The organism is Pseudoalteromonas sp. MB47 (assembly GCF_011319765.1).
In the GTDB taxonomy this organism is placed as follows: domain Bacteria; phylum Pseudomonadota; class Gammaproteobacteria; order Enterobacterales; family Alteromonadaceae; genus Pseudoalteromonas; species Pseudoalteromonas simplex.
On sequence record NZ_VFBD01000004.1, the window covers coordinates 392431 to 408946 of the forward strand.

The 16516-nt window shown below is 42.3% G+C and carries 11 protein-coding genes; 5 read left to right on the plus strand and 6 right to left on the minus strand.

What is annotated here, in order from left to right; all coding sequences use genetic code 11:
• Position 1: 1 nt before the first annotated feature.
• Both IMPJCBKJ_RS02380 and IMPJCBKJ_RS02385 read right to left on the minus strand, forming a co-directional pair.
• Positions 2-394 (minus strand): curli production assembly/transport protein CsgE, encoded by a 393-nt coding sequence (locus tag IMPJCBKJ_RS02380; protein ID WP_138599254.1) that lies wholly within the window; start codon positions 392-394, stop codon positions 2-4.
• Between the two features lie 36 nt (positions 395-430).
• Positions 431-1945 (minus strand): curlin, encoded by a 1515-nt coding sequence (locus IMPJCBKJ_RS02385; RefSeq protein ID WP_138599242.1) that lies wholly within the window; start codon positions 1943-1945, stop codon positions 431-433.
• 556 nt (positions 1946-2501) lie between these two features.
• On the opposite strand from IMPJCBKJ_RS02385, the gene IMPJCBKJ_RS02390 reads away from it, so the two are divergent.
• On the plus strand, positions 2502-5000 hold the full coding sequence (locus tag IMPJCBKJ_RS02390; RefSeq protein WP_166338588.1) for a S8 family serine peptidase: 2499 nt from the start codon (positions 2502-2504) through the stop codon (positions 4998-5000).
• 134 nt (positions 5001-5134) lie between these two features.
• The gene (locus IMPJCBKJ_RS02395; RefSeq protein WP_346774149.1) at positions 5135-6352 is read left to right on the plus strand and encodes a sugar efflux transporter; all 1218 of its coding nucleotides are present in this window, start codon (positions 5135-5137) and stop codon (positions 6350-6352) included.
• Positions 6353-6400: 48 nt separating this feature from the next.
• On the opposite strand, the gene IMPJCBKJ_RS02400 is transcribed toward IMPJCBKJ_RS02395, so the two are convergent.
• Together IMPJCBKJ_RS02400 and IMPJCBKJ_RS02405 are read right to left on the minus strand one after the other, a co-directional pair.
• A complete protein-coding gene (locus IMPJCBKJ_RS02400; RefSeq protein ID WP_166338590.1) occupies positions 6401-8800 on the minus strand; it encodes a TonB-dependent receptor in 2400 nt (799 codons plus the stop codon).
• 152 nt (positions 8801-8952) lie between these two features.
• Positions 8953-10173, minus strand: coding sequence for an MFS transporter (locus IMPJCBKJ_RS02405; RefSeq protein ID WP_054554008.1), 1221 nt, complete (start codon positions 10171-10173; stop codon positions 8953-8955).
• A 138-nt stretch (positions 10174-10311) separates the two neighbouring features.
• Between IMPJCBKJ_RS02405 and gtfA the strand changes: the two genes are divergently transcribed.
• Entirely contained in the window at positions 10312-11784 is a 1473-nt protein-coding gene (gene gtfA / locus IMPJCBKJ_RS02410) for a sucrose phosphorylase (RefSeq protein WP_166338592.1), read from the plus strand.
• On the opposite strand, the gene IMPJCBKJ_RS02415 is transcribed toward gtfA, so the two are convergent.
• Positions 11781-12812, minus strand: coding sequence for a LacI family DNA-binding transcriptional regulator (locus tag IMPJCBKJ_RS02415; RefSeq protein WP_054554006.1), 1032 nt, complete (start codon positions 12810-12812; stop codon positions 11781-11783). The two genes, gtfA and IMPJCBKJ_RS02415, sit on opposite strands and share 4 nt — an antisense overlap.
• A 129-nt stretch (positions 12813-12941) precedes the next feature.
• On the opposite strand from IMPJCBKJ_RS02415, the gene IMPJCBKJ_RS02420 reads away from it, so the two are divergent.
• Positions 12942-13613 carry a YoaK family protein gene (locus tag IMPJCBKJ_RS02420; RefSeq protein WP_166338594.1) on the plus strand — a complete coding sequence of 224 codons (672 nt, stop codon included), beginning with the start codon at positions 12942-12944 and terminating at the stop codon, positions 13611-13613.
• Here IMPJCBKJ_RS02420 and IMPJCBKJ_RS02425 read toward each other — a convergent pair.
• Positions 13603-14511: an AraC family transcriptional regulator gene (locus IMPJCBKJ_RS02425; RefSeq protein ID WP_166338596.1), complete on the minus strand. Its 909-nt coding sequence runs from the start codon at positions 14509-14511 to the stop codon at positions 13603-13605. The two genes, IMPJCBKJ_RS02420 and IMPJCBKJ_RS02425, sit on opposite strands and share 11 nt — an antisense overlap.
• Before the next feature lie 177 nt (positions 14512-14688).
• On the opposite strand from IMPJCBKJ_RS02425, the gene IMPJCBKJ_RS02430 reads away from it, so the two are divergent.
• The gene (locus IMPJCBKJ_RS02430) at positions 14689-16209 is read left to right on the plus strand and encodes an aldehyde dehydrogenase family protein (protein WP_166338598.1); all 1521 of its coding nucleotides are present in this window, start codon (positions 14689-14691) and stop codon (positions 16207-16209) included.
• Positions 16210-16516: the final 307 nt, after the last annotated feature.

The following is a 16516-nucleotide window of genomic DNA, read 5'->3' on the forward strand; positions in this document are numbered from 1 at the left end:
TTTACCATCCATTTTTTGCCATATCAGGTGATGATTGCTGCATTTTGTTACGCGCCATTGCATCCATTACGCTATACATGGCTTGTTTAACACGCTCATCTAATGGCTCTAAACGACGCCCTAGGTAGGTAACGTACACAATTTGGTTGTTCATTCTTAAAACAAGGCGAGTACCCGCTCGAGGTAATACCGTTTCTTTTATTTCGATATTAAAGCCAGCTGTTGAAGGTAAGTCACGCCAAAGATTGGCAAACTCAAAATAAAATTGATGGCCAAATCGGCTAATGCTTCTATCGAGTACTAAACCATCAATTTCGAGATCTTCGCCATAACTAGCAGCACTATGAGCTGCAAGCAAGATACAACATATGCGGAGAAAGTTATTTAATTTCATAGCGAAATGAGGGAGCAAGGCTCCCCCTAAATATGATTATTCTTGGGTTACAGTCGCGATATTGCCATCACCTAGCTGAGTGATAACGACCGTGCTGTTAGAGCCAATCATTGAGCCTTCTACAAGGTTAGCATTACCTTCTTGGACAACTACCAGTGAATTACCTTCACCACCTAACAAGAATGCGCCTTCACCAATGCCTGCAACAAAGTTTTCAGAACCAGTTTGGCTAATATCAACTGAATTGCTACTTCCTTCCATGATAAGGTCAATCGCATTCAGTTCACCAACTTGTGTGAAAGCAACCTGGTTATTGTTGCTATCAAGCACACTTGCAAACGTTAGTGCGGCTTCATTTAGATTACCTTCTTGGTTAATCGCAATATCATTATCATTTGAAGATAGCGATGTATCTGGATAAGAAGACTGAACCAGTACCGTGTTTTCATCACCTGCTTGTGCAATATCAACGTTATTATCGTTGCCATTGAAGTTAGCAATATGTGCACTGTTTGCATCACCAATTTGGTTTGCAACAAATTCATTATCATTGCCAATTGCGCCAAGGTATACATCATTGCCGTTACCATTTTGGAATGCCGTTAGCTCGTTATCATTGCCAATTGCATCTAAGCCTGCAGTATTCCCATCTTGCTTTTGATTAACAAGTAACGTATTGCCGTCACCAATTAATACCGCTGATTCAAAGCTATTGCTGTTGCCTTCTTGGTCTGATTTAACTTCGTTATCATTACCTGTAACTTCAGCAATTAACGCAGTGTTTGAGTCGCCATCTTGCTCAAGTTCAACTTCGTTGTAATCACCACGAACAGAAGTTAATGTTGCACTGTTAAAGGCACCGGTCTGGTCAATTGTAATGTCGTTGCCATTGCCGACAATTTCATCTGACGTAAAGGCGTTGAATAAGCCTTCTTGAGCTACTTCAATCGTGTTGTCATCACCAATGACAGTATTAAATGTAGCTTCATTTAATAAACCAACTTGCTCAGAGCTTACTGTGTTGCTATTGCCTTCTAAATCGAAGTTGTAGAACCAGTGGCCCCCATCACCTTGGGTTACAGTAATTGTATTTTCATCACCTGTAACTGTGTTAATAGCTTCATTATTAATACCAAAGAAGCCAGCACCTTGTTGTTCAACACGAATAGCGTTGTCGTTACCTACTGTTTCAGACAGTGCGCCATTCATTGTGCCATTCTGAGTATGAGCAACATCATTGAAATCACCTGTATTATAAATAAGTGATAAGTTAGATGTTTGTGCTTGGTTAACTTGAACCATATTGCCGTCACCAATACTGACGGTTTCTGCACGTTGTCCAGTGCCTTGCTGGGTAATAACTGCTTCATTACCCACACCTGTTACAGATACTTGATCTAGAATAATTGAGTTGCTAACACCTAAAGTTGTTACCTGAGTAGCAAGCTCAGAGCTAGACTGCGCTTTGTCATCAGTATTTGCGTTAGCAGCAAAGCTTGAACCGAGTGCAAAGGTGATTGCACAGGTAAGAAGAGACTTTCTTAACTTCATGATTATTTCCTTTAAATTATTATTAATCAAAGCCCTAAAATATTATTTTTGCTTTTAGGGCCATGTACCGGCATGCCTTGCCGGATTAAATTGCGTGATATTCAAGTGTTCGCTAACAATCAGAAGTGAATGAAGCAAAATTGTTAAATGCACTGAAAAGATAAAGCAATTAACAGAAAATCACTTTAGACAGATATGGAATAATATAAAATCAGCAGTTTTTGTGGTTTTAATTAATTCTTTATTTTCATGATCTTATAATTATCTAATCAGGTTTTGATATGAGGAATTATTACAAAGCAGTAAAAAAGTTTGATAAATAACCTCGGCTAATTGACGCTCCATTTGTCACGAAAAAGGCTGATTTTTATCTGAATTTAGAATCTAAATTGGTAAAAAAGCATGGATTTGCTGCCTGTTTAATTTTTTTCCTTGCCTGTTATCTGCAATTCGCCATTTATGGGGTATGCCGCGTGATAATCATTTTCAGAAGTAATGAGCTTTGGTGGTCGAATCATGTTGATTCGGTCAGTATTACTAATTATGGATAGTAAATATGAAAACTAAATTATCTGTATTAAGCCTCGCCTTATTACCTTGTATAGGTGCTGCGCAAATCAGCACACCAGCAAAAACAACTCTCGTCGGTGCAAGTGAAGATTCTGTACTCGTTATGTATAAAAAGGGCACTTCTGCAGCAATGCGTGCTCATGCTCGTAGCTTAGTCAGAGCCACAATCAGCGATATGAATAAAGATGGTGTTGATGATAATTACTCAGCGATTTTATCTGGCCGTTTAGCTAAGTTTAAAATTGCAGGAATGAGTACAAAAGAAGCTATCAAGCGTCTACAAACTCATGCCGCCATAGAATATGTAGAACCAGATTATCGAGTCTCAATTGCAAGTGCGCCTAATGATCCAGATTTTTCATCATTGTGGGGGTTACACAATGAAGGTCAGACAGGTGGTGTAGATGATGCTGACATCGATGCGCTTGAAGCATGGTCTATCTCAACAGGTAGTCGCGATGTTGTTGTTGGTGTGATTGACACGGGTGTTGATTACAGCCATGAAGACTTAGCTGATAATGCATGGATCAACCCAGGCGAAATTCCAGGAGATGGCATCGATAACGACGGTAATGGTTATGTTGATGACGTTCACGGTATTAATGCTATCACTGACTCTGGTGATCCAATGGATGACCAAGGCCATGGTACTCACGTATCGGGTACAATTGGCGCGTCAGGTAATAACAGCACGGGTATTGTAGGTGTTAACCACGAAGTATCGATTGTAGGTTGTAAATTTTTAAGTGCAGATGGTACCGGTTCCACTTCTGACGCTATTAAATGTATCGATTACATGGTTGATCTTAAGAATCAAGGCGTAAATTTACGTGTTCTAAATAACAGTTGGGGCGGTGGTGGCTTTAGCCAAGCTCTAGCGGATGCTATCACAGCGAGTGAACAAGCTGATATCTTATTCGTTGCTGCTGCGGGTAACGATGCGGTTGATAATGACCAAAACCCTCACTATCCGTCAAACTACGAGCACGACAGCGTATTATCTGTTGCCAGCACTGATAGCAGAGATAACATGTCTAGCTTTTCACAATGGGGTTTAACCAGTGTTGATTTAGGTGCACCGGGTAGTGCTATTTTATCAACGGTACCGGGCAATGGTTATGCTAGTTATTCGGGTACTTCAATGGCAACACCACATGTTGCGGGTGCCGCAGCATTAGTGCTATCGATTAATCCTGATTTAACAGCGCTTGAACTCAAAGAGTTGCTAATGAATAGCGGTGACCAGAATGAAGCACTACAAGGTAAAACAGTGTCTGGCAATCGTTTAAATGTGAATCAGGCACTAGAACAAGCTGATCCGACTCCAAGCTTCAAAATCTCGGTTTCGCCAAGTTCACAGCAGATTACTGCTGGTGAAACGGCAACTTATACCTTTGAAATTGGCTCAATCGCCCAGTGGGAAGGTGTTGTTAGCCTAGCACTTCAAGCTGACTTAGCGGGCGCAACGCTATCGCAAACTGAGGCGGTACCGGGTGATGTAGTTACTTTAACTGTACCAACAGAAGAGGCAACAGCGTGGGGTAGCTATAGTTTTGTTGTTGATGCAACATCGGGCGAGCTAGCTAAACAAAGCAGTGCGTCATTGTTTGTTAACCCTGTTGGCTTAAATGACTTTACTTACTCAAATGAAACACCAGTGTCTATTCCAGATAACAATGACACGGGTGTTGATTCAATCATTACAGTTGCAGATGAGCTGACGGTTTTCTCAACGGATGCAAGTATTGATATTGCTCATACTTACATTGGTGATTTAGTTGTTACCTTAACGTCGCCGCAAGGTACAACAGCTACACTACACAGCCAATCAGGTGGTGGTGCCGACGACCTAGTACAAAGCTATTCGCTAGCAAACTTTAATGGTGAAGTTGCGACAGGTGATTGGGTACTTAATGTGAAAGACGTACTGTCAGCTGATACGGGTACTTTAAACAGCTGGTCACTGACGTTTAGCGCTATTGGTGAAGTAAGCCCGCAGCCACCACAAGCTGGCTTTGCATTTGAAACATCAGGCTTAAATGTCACTTTCACTAACACCAGCACTGATAGTAACGATGATATTGTTGCTTGGGCGTGGGACTTTGGTGACGGTGCTTCTTCAACAGATGCTGACCCTATGCATAGTTACGCACAAGCGGGTAGCTATGAAGTAACGCTAACTGCGACCGATAGCGAAGGTCAAACAGATACGTTTACACAAACGGTTGTGGTATCTGATGTCGAAATTGAGCTATCTGTTAAACGTGCAAGTAAAACACGATTAGGTACGATGCGTGTTGATTTAGGTTGGCAAACAGTGGCCGATCAAGTAAGCATTTATCGTAACGGTGAACTACTTGAAACAGTCGCTGATCGTGGTTTCTACCGCGATGTACAGCGTAAGGCTGAGTTGCCAAGCTATGAGTATCAAGTCTGTGTAACTGAAACGACTTGTTCTAACCCAGTAACAGTGTCCTTCGACTAACATTGTTCCACACGACAAAGCCCAGTTTCCCCGCTGGGCTTTTTTATTTGTATTACAAAATGAGTTTTCTACTACAACAATGTATAATATGCGCCCTTTAAATGTTGACTTGTCGTATTGATGTGGGGTTGTGAGTGAAAGCATTGCTGAAACAGCATGGTGTAATTTTTATTCTTCTAAGTATGCTAACCGGGTTAATGGGGGCATTCGTTAACCCATTGATGAGCTTATTTATTGTAGAAGGGCTGCGAGCACCCCCTATGTACTTAGGTGTTTATGTGGTGGCGGTCACCATTATGGGGTTAGTTATCAGTCAGTGGCTAGGTAGCATGGCTGATAAAGGCACCAGTGCGCGAAAGTTATTTATGGTGGCTGTATCGGGTATGGTGTGTGCGTTAGTGGCCTTTGCGAATGCTACTGCATTTTGGCAAGTCTTGCTCGCAGGCGTGTTGTTTCTTGCGATGGGTAATGCGGCAATTCCGCAAATGATGACCGTGGCAAGACAATGGGCTGGGCGTCAACAGAACATCGACATCACCAGTTTTAATTCCCGTTTACGTGCTGCTATTTCCTTTGCTTGGGTGGGCGGTCCGCCACTTGGTTATTTGTTAGCCGCTGGAGGCGAGTTTAGCCGCTCGTTTTACTTTGCTGCGGTGTGTGCCTTGGTTGCTCTTTTTTTTGCATTTAAGTTTATTCCTGACTACAGCGCTAAGAAATCACAAAACGGCAGAGAGCCTGCAGCCGCAGCGAGTTTATCATTTTGGTTGTTGGGCTTAGCTATTATGCTTGGTTCAACGGGCAATATTATGTATTCATCGGCACTGCCGCTCTATAGCATTACTGAACTAGGATTCGCTGAACATACGCCTGGGCTGTTTATGGGTGTAGTGGCGCTGTTAGAAATTCCTATCATGCTGTATGGGGCAAAGCTTGCTAAAAAATACAGTAAAGTGTCGATGCTTGCGGTGGCATTTTGTTGTGCCATTGTATTTTATTTAGGGGTATTTTTTGCCACTCAAGTTTGGCATTTGATCGCGTTGCAAGTATTGAATGGGTTGTTTTACGGTATTTTTGCGGGCATTGGCTTAACCGTATTACAAGATCAGCTCCCCGAACGAATAGGGTTTACCTCAGCGTTTTACACGAACGCCATTAAACTGGGTGTTATGTGCGGGGCAGGGGCAACTGGGGTTGTTGCACAGTTTTATAGTTTTAGGTTTGCAACACTTGGCTCAATGTTAGCAGCAAGTTTAGCCCTTGGGTGCTTAATACTATTTAGTTATGTAAAACGAAATGAGCAGCAACCTAGTCAAATACAGCACCCTTTTGTTACTGTTGGTAAGAACACATAAACGCAAAAAGCCCAGTAAACACTGGGCTAAAACGAGGGAGGAGAGTAATTAATAGAAAGAGTATTTTAAAGTAAGCGACGTTGTACGGCCGTTGATAGTACGGGCACGAATAATGTCGTTATCTGGTACTGAGCCTTCTTCTGCTTCTGTGATACCTACGGTGTCGAACAGGTTGTTCACGTTAAGCGATAGACTTAAGTTTTCAGATAGATTGTAACTTACAAAGCCATTCACTTGTGTATAGCCATCAAACTCAAGGTCGTTACTGTCTTGTGCGTAAGCATCCGTTGTACCAATAAAGCTTAGGCCTGCAGCACCTTTGTCAAAGTTGTAAGTTGCCATTAGAGAGTAAATAAGGTCAGCTTGACGACGTGGTGTATTACCGACTAACTCTGGCGATAACGCATCTTTAGCAATTTCTGCGTCTGTCCAAGTAAAGTTACCACGGAAATCCCAATCACCTACGTAGTAGGTTGATTCAACCTCAATACCTTTTGCTTCGTACTCGCGGTCAAAGAACTTTTGTGATGTTGCTTCGAAGTTTTGCTCTTCTGTTTCTGCGTAGAATGCAGTTGCAAATACTGATAGTGAATCAAAACGTTTTTTCACACCGATTTCGTATTGATTTACTTCATCAATTGCATCGGCTTCGGCAACCGAACCATCTGCTTCTACTTTACCAAATAATAAGCGGTCTGCATTCGCGCGGCCGCCTTTACTTAAGCGGGCAAATGTCGCAAAGCTTGGATCAATTTGGTAGTTCGCACCAATTGAGTATGAGCTGTAGTGCCAGTCGTAGTTAACAATGCTAGGATTTGCATTATCAATACCAGCAACACTTTGCTCAGGAATTGAGATGGTACCGTCGCCATTCATATCAATTGTTGATGTTACGGCACCTGCGTAGTTACCGCGTGCTTCACCTGAATCATAGCGAGCACTTGCATCAATGCTTAAATCGCCAAACTTAGTGGCTAAGTTAATGTAAGGTGCGCGTGTTTCGTATTCTGTGTCGTAGTTACGTTGACAGCAGTTACCCCAGTAAGGTGTACCATAAGCGTACAAGCCATTATCTGAGTAGCTGTCGCCATTTGCAGCGTAAACGTCAAGTAATGCCGCGTTGTCGCCTTTTAGCTCCATAACATATGAGTTCCAAAGCCACGACATATCAATCGATTGGCTTGATGCAAAGTAACCAAACGTGACACTGGTGTCATCAGAGAACGACTTAGTTAACTTAAGGTCATTAACAATTGAGCCCATGTCGTTTAGCGTTACATCGAATGTGTGAATACGCATTGCTAAATCGTCATCGCCATAGGCTTCGCCTGCTGAACCACCATTTGCATAAACAAGCGATGCACCATCACCAGCAATACTAGAAGCAATAGAGCTTGCACTTGCAACTTCAGCTGGAATAAGAGAAATAAAGTTACCGCTTACTGATGACGTTCTAAAGCGGTTTTCGATGCGCCAGTCGTTTTCTAAATCAAATGCTGCTTCAAAACCTACTGAGGTAACAACTGGGTTCATACCGTCGGTCATATCGCCCGTGCTGATTTGGTTATCACCATTTAAACGCAGCGTTTGTGTGAAAAGAGCAGAATGCGGCGTATCTGATTGCGCATCGAAACCTGGGATTGAATCGCCATCTGAGTACATAGGCATAGGTAGGTAACCTACGCTTTTATCATCGAGGTGTTTAAAGTACACACGTACATAACCGGCATCAAATTCTTTCGTTAGGTTTGCCTTAATTTGGCCACCTTTATTAGATGTATAACCAGTTTCACGCGGGCCTTCGCCTTGGCGAACAAAGCCACCAATGTGATAGCGCACACTGTCGTTTAGGTAAGTACCATACTCAAAGTCCGTACGAATAGAGTCATAATCAAGGCCAACAGTGGTTGATACACTGCCTGATTCGTTCTCACCTGTTTTTGAAATAAAGTTGATGATACCACCTGGGGCATCACTTGCTGCTGTTGATGCTGAGCCACCACGGATTGATTCAACACTTTGTACTGTTGAATCTAAACGCATGAAAATGTCTGCGTTACCAAAGGCAATATCGCCAAACTGCATAACAGGTAAGCCATCTTCTTGTAGTTGCAAGAATTTAGCACCGCCCGATGCAACCGGTAAACCACGTACCGCGATATTTGCGTTACCTTCACCGCCCGTCGATTCTGAACGTACACCCGGAATTGTTCTGAAGGCTTCTGCAGTAGAGCGTGGTGTTGATACTTCAATTTCAGCTAATGTAACACTGCTAACCGATGAGCTTGATGCCATGATGGTTGTACGGCGTGGTACACCGGTTACAACGATAGTTTCAAGGCCGCTTTTTTTAGCCTCAGGTTGTGCTTGCTCTTCGGCGTGTAAGTTTTGGCTTACTGCTAATGCAAGCGCGCTTAATGTATAAAGGGCATGTTTGTGTGTTGTCATAATGTGCCTCGTCTCAATCCCAGATGGTTTGTTGTCTAAATTGTTTTCTTAATCGATTAAGTTAAGATAACAATAATTTTACACAGTGCAAGTCTTTTTAGTGAAAAACTTGCACGATTTATGTTCGATAATTGATTTTTAACGATTTTTATTTAGTGGCTTAATGCACTGTGCTGCGCTAACGCTTGCTCAGCAGGGTTACGTAAGTAGTTATATAGCATGGCTAAAAACAGTAAACATGCGAAGCCTGTTGCGAGATAAAAGCCGTAACGAATGTGGCCAAAGTAGTCACTGATCACACCCATTAATAATGGGCCTGCTGCCGCAGAAAGGGCGGTAAAAAACAAAATAACTCCAGCTACCGCACCGTGTTGCTGCACCGCAAAGCAAGAAATACCTTTTGAGTTTAAAGTTGGGTAGATCATCGACATGAACAGCCCAGATAAAGGGAGTAAGAATACCGCCCAATCAACGCCACCGAAGATTAAGCCTAAATAACACAGTGCAATTCCTAAGCTTAAATACAGCATCGCCGCTTGCCAGCTTAAGTGATTTAATAGCCATACCGCTAAAAACCGCCCCGCAGCGCGTAAAATGAAAAATAAGGTCAGTGCATAGGTTGCCAGTAATTGCCACGGGCCGTCGTAATCGCCAAGTAGAGTAGGCATCCAAACGTATATTGCTACTTCGGTTGCAACATAAAGGGCAATTGCTAATGAAAAGCCCAGTGCATAAGGGTTTTTCATCATGCTCATGGTGGTTGCAAGAGAGGCCGGTTTTGCGTGTTCTTCTAGCTTTTTAGGTTTAGGGTAATCTGCACGCCAAGCAATTATGGTTAAAATCAAACATAAAACCCCAGCGATAACATAAAGGTAGGTCCAGCTAACCTGTTGGGTGATTAAAAAGCTGACAAGGGCAGGGCCTACAATGGCGCCAACACCAAAGAAACCTTCGACCAAATTCATGGTTTTTGTGTGCTCTAAATTGTTTGTAGAAATATCACCTAACAGTGCCAAAGCACCGGTTTTAAATAGGCCAATAGCAAGACCAATACAGCTAAGCAGCACTACAAATACGCTAAAACTACTGCTAACAGCAAATAGAAAACAACAAATGGTGAAGATGCCGAGTCCTAGCATGATGGTTTGTTTGCGGCCAAAGCTGTCGGCCAAAAAACCTAAAAACAGGCCACTAAAAGCAATAAGTGCCATCGGTGCATAATGGAAAGCACTGGCTTGGGTCATGCTTAAATTAAATTCTTCGATAAGCTCAGGTATGATCATACCAACCGCATCAGAGGTCATCGCAAACATAAAAAACATCATGTATGTCAGCCATCTAATGGTTTGCAAAGGATCGTGTGTTCTATTCATTGTTGTATCCCCACCGAAAGGTCTGCGCCTTTACTATGTATATTAGTGTATAAAAACTATAAAAACTGCTTGAATAATTTGCTGTCGTGGTTAAAGATATATCTTAATCGATTAAGTTTCAACTTGGTATTAACAATTATGATCAACAATAAAGTGCAATTAATCACCTACGCAGACCGTATTACTGGTCAAGGTATTGATGAATTAAGTAATTTATTAAATGGCCCACTTAACAATGTGTTTGCAGGTGTACATTTGTTGCCATTTTATAATCCGATTGATGGCAGTGATGCTGGCTTTGATCCTATTGATCATAGTGAAGTAGACTCGCGCCTTGGTAGCTGGGACGATATAAAAGTCCTTGGTGCAAACTATGACTTAATGGCTGACTTAATTGTTAACCATGTTTCAGCACAATCTTTCCAATTTAAAGATGTACTCGCTAAAGGCAAGCAATCTGAATTTTGGGATTTATTTTTAACCAAAGATGATGTATTCCCAAATGGCATGTCTGAGGCTGAACAACAAGCGATTTATCGTCCGCGTCCAGGTAGTTGTTTTACACCAATTACATGTGGTGACGGCCAAAGCTATGATTTTTGGACCACTTTTACCGATAACCAAATTGATATCAATGTGAAATCAACGGCGGGTATCGAGTATTTAGATACGGTGCTTGGCAAATTTGCTGATAATAATGTCAATATTATTCGTTTAGATGCGGCAGGCTATGCGATTAAAGAAGCTGGCACAAACTGCTTTATGTTGGATGAAACCTTTGAATATTTAAATAAGCTTTCGGCGCAAGCTAATGAAGCGGGTATGGAAACCATTGCCGAGATCCATAGCCATTTCCAAACTCAGGTTGAAGTCGCAAAGCGTGTAAATATGGTTTATGACTTTGCTTTACCACCCCTTATTTTACACAGTTTGTTTAGCAATGATGCGCAAGCATTACTGAATTGGCTAACTATTTCGCCGCGTAACTGTTTAACAGTACTTGATACTCATGATGGCATTGGCATCATTGACGCAGGCCCGATGGGTGATAAACCGGGCTTATTAGACGCTGCGCAAATTGATAACTTGGTTGAAACTATTCATGAAAAGAGTGAAGGGCAAAGCCGCCTAGCGACTGGTGCAGCAGCAAGTAATGTCGATTTATATCAAGTAAACTGCACATATTACAATGCCTTGGGCGCAGATGACTTTGATTACTTATTAGCGCGTGCAATTCAGTTCTTCGCACCAGGTATTCCACAAGTTTATTATGGTGGCCTGTTCGCTTGTGAGAACGATATGGAATTATTGGCTCGTACCAATGTTGGTCGTGATATCAATCGCCCTTACTTAAATGCGCAAGACATTGATGCTGCGCTTGCTAAACCTGTGGTGAAAGGTTTAATCAAGCTGATTCAATTACGTAATGAGCATCCAGCTTTTAACGGTGAGTTTATTGCTAAAGGTGAAGGCAGTGTGTGCCGTTTAAGCTGGCATGATGATACCAGCTCAATCGAGTTAAAAGTTGACTTTGCTAGCCGTGAAGTGATCATTGTTGATCACCGTGAAGGCGAACAAAGTATTGTTGATTTGGCTGACTTTTTAGCTTAACTACTTTGACCCAATTGCAGTTGATAGTCGATTTCGGCTGTTTGCTGCTCTTTCGATAGAAACAAGGTCGCAGCAATACGGCCTTTTTCTTCGCTATTTTGATGAACAGTGGTGAGTTTTGGCACAAATCGTTGGCCTTCATCGATGCCATCAAAGCCAACAATTCTGACATCTTCAGGAACCGATAAGCCCATTTTTAATGCTTCGCGCATGGCGGCAAGGGCGATCAAATCACTCATACATAACAATACGTTTGGCCTTGGTGTACTGTTAAGTGCTTCTTTGGCGGCAATGCTGGCAAAGCGCTCGCTGCTTTCAGGAATATTCCATGTTCTATCATCACCCAGGGTGATGCCAGCATCGCTGATTGCTTGGTGATAACCGCGCAGTCGTTGATGAGCAATCGACTGACCTGCTTCAAACTCATGATGTTCGTATACTCGGCATAATACGTCGTTATCGAGTAAACGCAGGCCTAAAATAGCAACCCGATCATCATTTTTGTGAAGTGCGTGTTTTGCAATATCAAAGCTGGCTTGTTGGTTGTTTACGTTTACGGAGGCATCGCGACCGATATTAAAATCAACCGTTACCACATGTTTGGCAACCTGTTTTAATTGCTCAACAAGTTGCTTATTACGTGGGCGGCCGTAGCAAATAAAACCATCTACAAAGTCGACAACGCTATTTAGGTTATCGCTGTTGCCTGAAAATAATAAAAGGTTAATACCATTTTTTTCGAGCACTGCTGACACACCGCGCATAAAGCTGCTAGCAACCGGGTCAGATATCATATATTCAACGCTGTCTGGTAATACTAACGCAACAATATTAAAGGTGCCTCGGCGCAACGATTGTGCCGCCTTGTTAGGGCCAAAATAGCCAAGCTTTTTACAGGCAGCCAAAATCTCTTCGCGGCGTGCTTTCGATAATTGATCAGGGCGGTTAAACGCATTTGATACAGTGGCATTTGAAACACCTAACTCTTGGGCAATACTTTTCAGCGTCCAACTTTTTGGCTTTGTCATTGTAGGTTCTTAATCGATTTACTTAATTGTAAATTACCATATAAAGAGTCGAAAAAAAGTGTTTTTAGTCATAAAAATAGGCGTACCATAAAAGAATGAGTACGAGGGTGAGAAAAAGGCGAGTAGCGAGTGATTTCTAAGTTACCAAAATGGGTTGAGGTTGGTGCATTTATTTTGGCGCTGGTGGCTGGGTGTGTGAATGCAGTTGGTTTACTTAGCTTTGAGCATCAAGCGGTATCGCATTTATCGGGAACCGCAACCTTGCTTGGCGCAGATCTCATGCATGGCAATAGCCTTGATGCTTTACATTTATTAGGTGTATTACTGTCATTTTTAGTTGGGTCTGGTATTGCCGGGTTCTTGCTGCATAGTTCAGCACTTAAACTAGGTCGTCATTACGACACGGCATTGCTGATCGAAGCAGGGCTTTTACTGGGCGCACTTTGGTTATTATTTAATGGCTCGGGCTACGGGCACTTTTTAGCGTCTGCGGCATGTGGCTTACAAAACGCCTTGGCAACAACTTACAGTGGTGCAATTGTGCGTACAACCCATGTAACGGGTATTTTTACTGATTTAGGTATTATGTTTGGTCGGGTTTTACGTGGCGAGGCGCTTGATAAACGTAAGGCTAAACTGTTCGGCCTAATCATTATTGGCTTTATATTTGGTGGCTTAGCAGGGGCGTGGTTATTTGCAAAAATGACCTTTGCGGCGCTTTATGTACCAAGTGCCATTTGTATTTTACTCGCCTTAACCTATCGCGTTTATTCTCATCGCAATCCAGAACTTAATGATTAGCGATACTTTTTGGGGTTGCGCCAAAGGCCTGTTTAAATACACGGCTAAAATGGCTTGGGTTATTAAAACCTAATTGGTAACAAACTTGGCTAATCGCCTCGCCTTTCTCAAGCAATTTATACGCTTTTTGTAAGCGTAATTGTTGTTGCCAAAGAGCGGGCGTAACACCAAAGGCTAGTTTAAATTGCTGATAAAATTTACTGCGGCTCATACAGGCTATTTTACATAACACATCAATATCAATATTCTCAGCAAGGTGCTGTTCTATATAACTAATTACATGACTTAACGGGGTTGCGAGCTTGCCTTGCTTACAACTTGCAATCATTAAATCTCGGCTTTGCTGCTGTAACAGGCGGGTTATGAGTTCATTAAGTGATAAATCAATTAAGTAATCGCGGTGTTGTTCATTTTCACTAAACAGGGTGATCATGCGCTCCAGCAGTTGTTGAGTTTGCGGATTATGCTGGGCGTGCACTAACTTGGCTTGATATTGAAAAAAGTCATCCTGGGTAATTTGCTGGTTAAAATTAAGAGCATCAACTACTTGGCTTATTTTATCGGTACTGATTTCAATCGCTAAACAGGTTGTTGGCTGATTGAGAGATGCATTGGGAAAGTCTATTAGCACCCCTTGCTCTGGGGCAAGTACAAATGATTGGTTTGGTAAAAACTCTTCATGATAATCACTGTCGGCAACATGCATGATTTTTTTACCGCTGATCATGCCACAAAATAATAGTTCAGTGGAATGTAACGCCACTTTTTGGGCATCTAAATAGGTGTCGTAAATACTTAATTCGGCATGTTCGCCCGCAAAACTGACTTTATTTTCAATAAGCACATCAATGCGTTGTCGTTTTTTATCTAAACTTCTGCTACTAACTGATGTGTTCATTGTTGCCTCGCTGTCGTCCTAAATTCTGGACAAATAGTCAAAAAGTCTGGACTAGGAATCAAGTGTGTTTTCAGTAACTGAGCTAACTTCAATTGTTAGCGGTTCATTAAACAATAACCTACCGCATAATTTAGTCAATGCTAAATAAAACACAACAATTTGAAGAGAGAACACATTATGATTTATGCAAATCCAGGCAGTGAAGGCGCAAAAGTTAACTTTAAAGCGCAGTATGAGAATTATATTGGTGGCCAGTGGGTTGCCCCTGTAAAAGGAGAATACTTTGAAAACATTAGCCCAGTAAACGGTAAAGTGTTTTGTAAAGTACCTCGTTCATCAAAAGAAGATATCGAGCTGGCACTTGATAAAGCCCACGATGCAAAAGGGGCATGGGGAACAACGTCGGTCACCGAGCGTAGCAATATCTTATTAAAAATTGCCGATCGTATTGAACAAAACCTAGAAATGCTGGCAGTGGCCGAAACCTGGGATAACGGTAAAGCAATCCGTGAAACACTTGCGGCAGACGTGCCACTCGCGGCTGATCACTTTCGCTATTTCGCAGGTTGTGTGCGTGCGCAAGAAGGTTCAATCGGTGAGATAGATGAAACCACGGTTGCCTATCATTTTCATGAGCCACTGGGTGTAGTCGGGCAAATTATTCCTTGGAACTTCCCATTGTTAATGGCGGCGTGGAAACTTGCACCAGCCCTTGCTGCCGGTAACTGTATTGTTTTAAAACCAGCTGAACAAACGCCTACATCTATATTAGTGCTGCTTGAAGTGATTGGTGATTTATTGCCTGCAGGTGTTCTAAATGTGGTTAACGGCTATGGTAAAGAAGCAGGCGAAGCGCTGGCAACCAGTACTCGAATTGCGAAGATTGCCTTTACAGGCTCAACGCCAGTGGGTTCACATATTTTAAAATGCGCTGCTGATAATATTATTCCTTCGACGGTTGAGCTAGGTGGTAAATCACCAAATATCTTCTTTAACGATGTCATGGAAAAAGACGATGAGTTTTTGAGTAAAGCGATTGAAGGGGCTGTACTTGCGTACTTTAACCAAGGTGAAGTGTGTACGTGTCCATCGCGTTTATTTATTCAAGAAGATATTTATGAGCAATTTATTGAGCGTGTTCTTGCCCGAACTCTACAAATTAAACGGGGTAATCCACTTGATACCGAAACTATGGTGGGTGCTCAAGCATCACAAGCTCAGTTTGATAAGATCCTAAGCTACATCGAAATTGGTAAACAAGAAGGGGCCGAAGTTCTCGCTGGCGGCGAAGTCGAGCAACTGTCTGATGAGTTTAATGGCGGTTACTACATTCAACCAACGCTATTAAAAGGCACTAACGACATGCGCGTGTTCCAAGAAGAGATTTTTGGCCCGGTTATTTCAATGTCGACTTTTAAAGATGAAGAAGAAGCGTTAGCCCTTGCTAATAGCTCTGAGTTTGGCTTAGGTGCTGGTGTATGGAGTCGAAACATGAACCGTGCTTATCACTTTGGTCGTAAGATTGAAGCGGGCCGTGTTTGGACCAACTGCTATCACATGTACCCAGCACACGCTGCGTTTGGTGGTTATAAAAAGTCAGGCATAGGCCGCGAAACACATAAACTTGCCCTTGATCATTACCAACAAACTAAAAACCTATTAGTCAGTTACAGTGAGAATCCACTGGGTTTCTTTTAAAAGCAATTTCTTATTGTTGTCGAAACTACCCAAACGCCACATCTAGTGGCGTTTTTATTTTATAACGGGCATAAAAAAGCCCGGCGAACACACAAGCCAGGCTTTTCGACAACAATTTGGTGGAGTCACCGCGTGTGCAGTGACTCGGAATAAAAAAGCTTAGAGAACACACAAACTAAGCTTTTGACAACAATTTGGTGAGTCACCGCGTGTGCAATGACTCGGAATAAAAAAGCTTAGAGAACACACAAACTAAGCTTTTGACAACAATTTGGTTGAGTCACCGCGTGTGCAATGACTCGGAATA

Bases quoted from the DNA above. Each gene is read 5' to 3' on its own strand.
- IMPJCBKJ_RS02380 (WP_138599254.1), bottom strand. From the start codon at position 394: ATGAAATTAAATAACTTTCTCCGCATATGTTGTATCTTGCTTGCAGCT.
- IMPJCBKJ_RS02385 (WP_138599242.1), bottom strand. From the start codon at position 1,945: ATGAAGTTAAGAAAGTCTCTTCTTACCTGTGCAATCACCTTTGCACTC.
- IMPJCBKJ_RS02390 (WP_166338588.1), top strand. From the start codon at position 2,502: ATGAAAACTAAATTATCTGTATTAAGCCTCGCCTTATTACCTTGTATA.
- IMPJCBKJ_RS02400 (WP_166338590.1), bottom strand. From the start codon at position 8,800: ATGACAACACACAAACATGCCCTTTATACATTAAGCGCGCTTGCATTA.
- IMPJCBKJ_RS02405 (WP_054554008.1), bottom strand. From the start codon at position 10,173: ATGAATAGAACACACGATCCTTTGCAAACCATTAGATGGCTGACATAC.
- gtfA (WP_166338592.1), top strand. From the start codon at position 10,312: ATGATCAACAATAAAGTGCAATTAATCACCTACGCAGACCGTATTACT.
- IMPJCBKJ_RS02415 (WP_054554006.1), bottom strand. From the start codon at position 12,812: ATGACAAAGCCAAAAAGTTGGACGCTGAAAAGTATTGCCCAAGAGTTA.
- IMPJCBKJ_RS02425 (WP_166338596.1), bottom strand. From the start codon at position 14,511: ATGAACACATCAGTTAGTAGCAGAAGTTTAGATAAAAAACGACAACGC.
- IMPJCBKJ_RS02430 (WP_166338598.1), top strand. From the start codon at position 14,689: ATGATTTATGCAAATCCAGGCAGTGAAGGCGCAAAAGTTAACTTTAAA.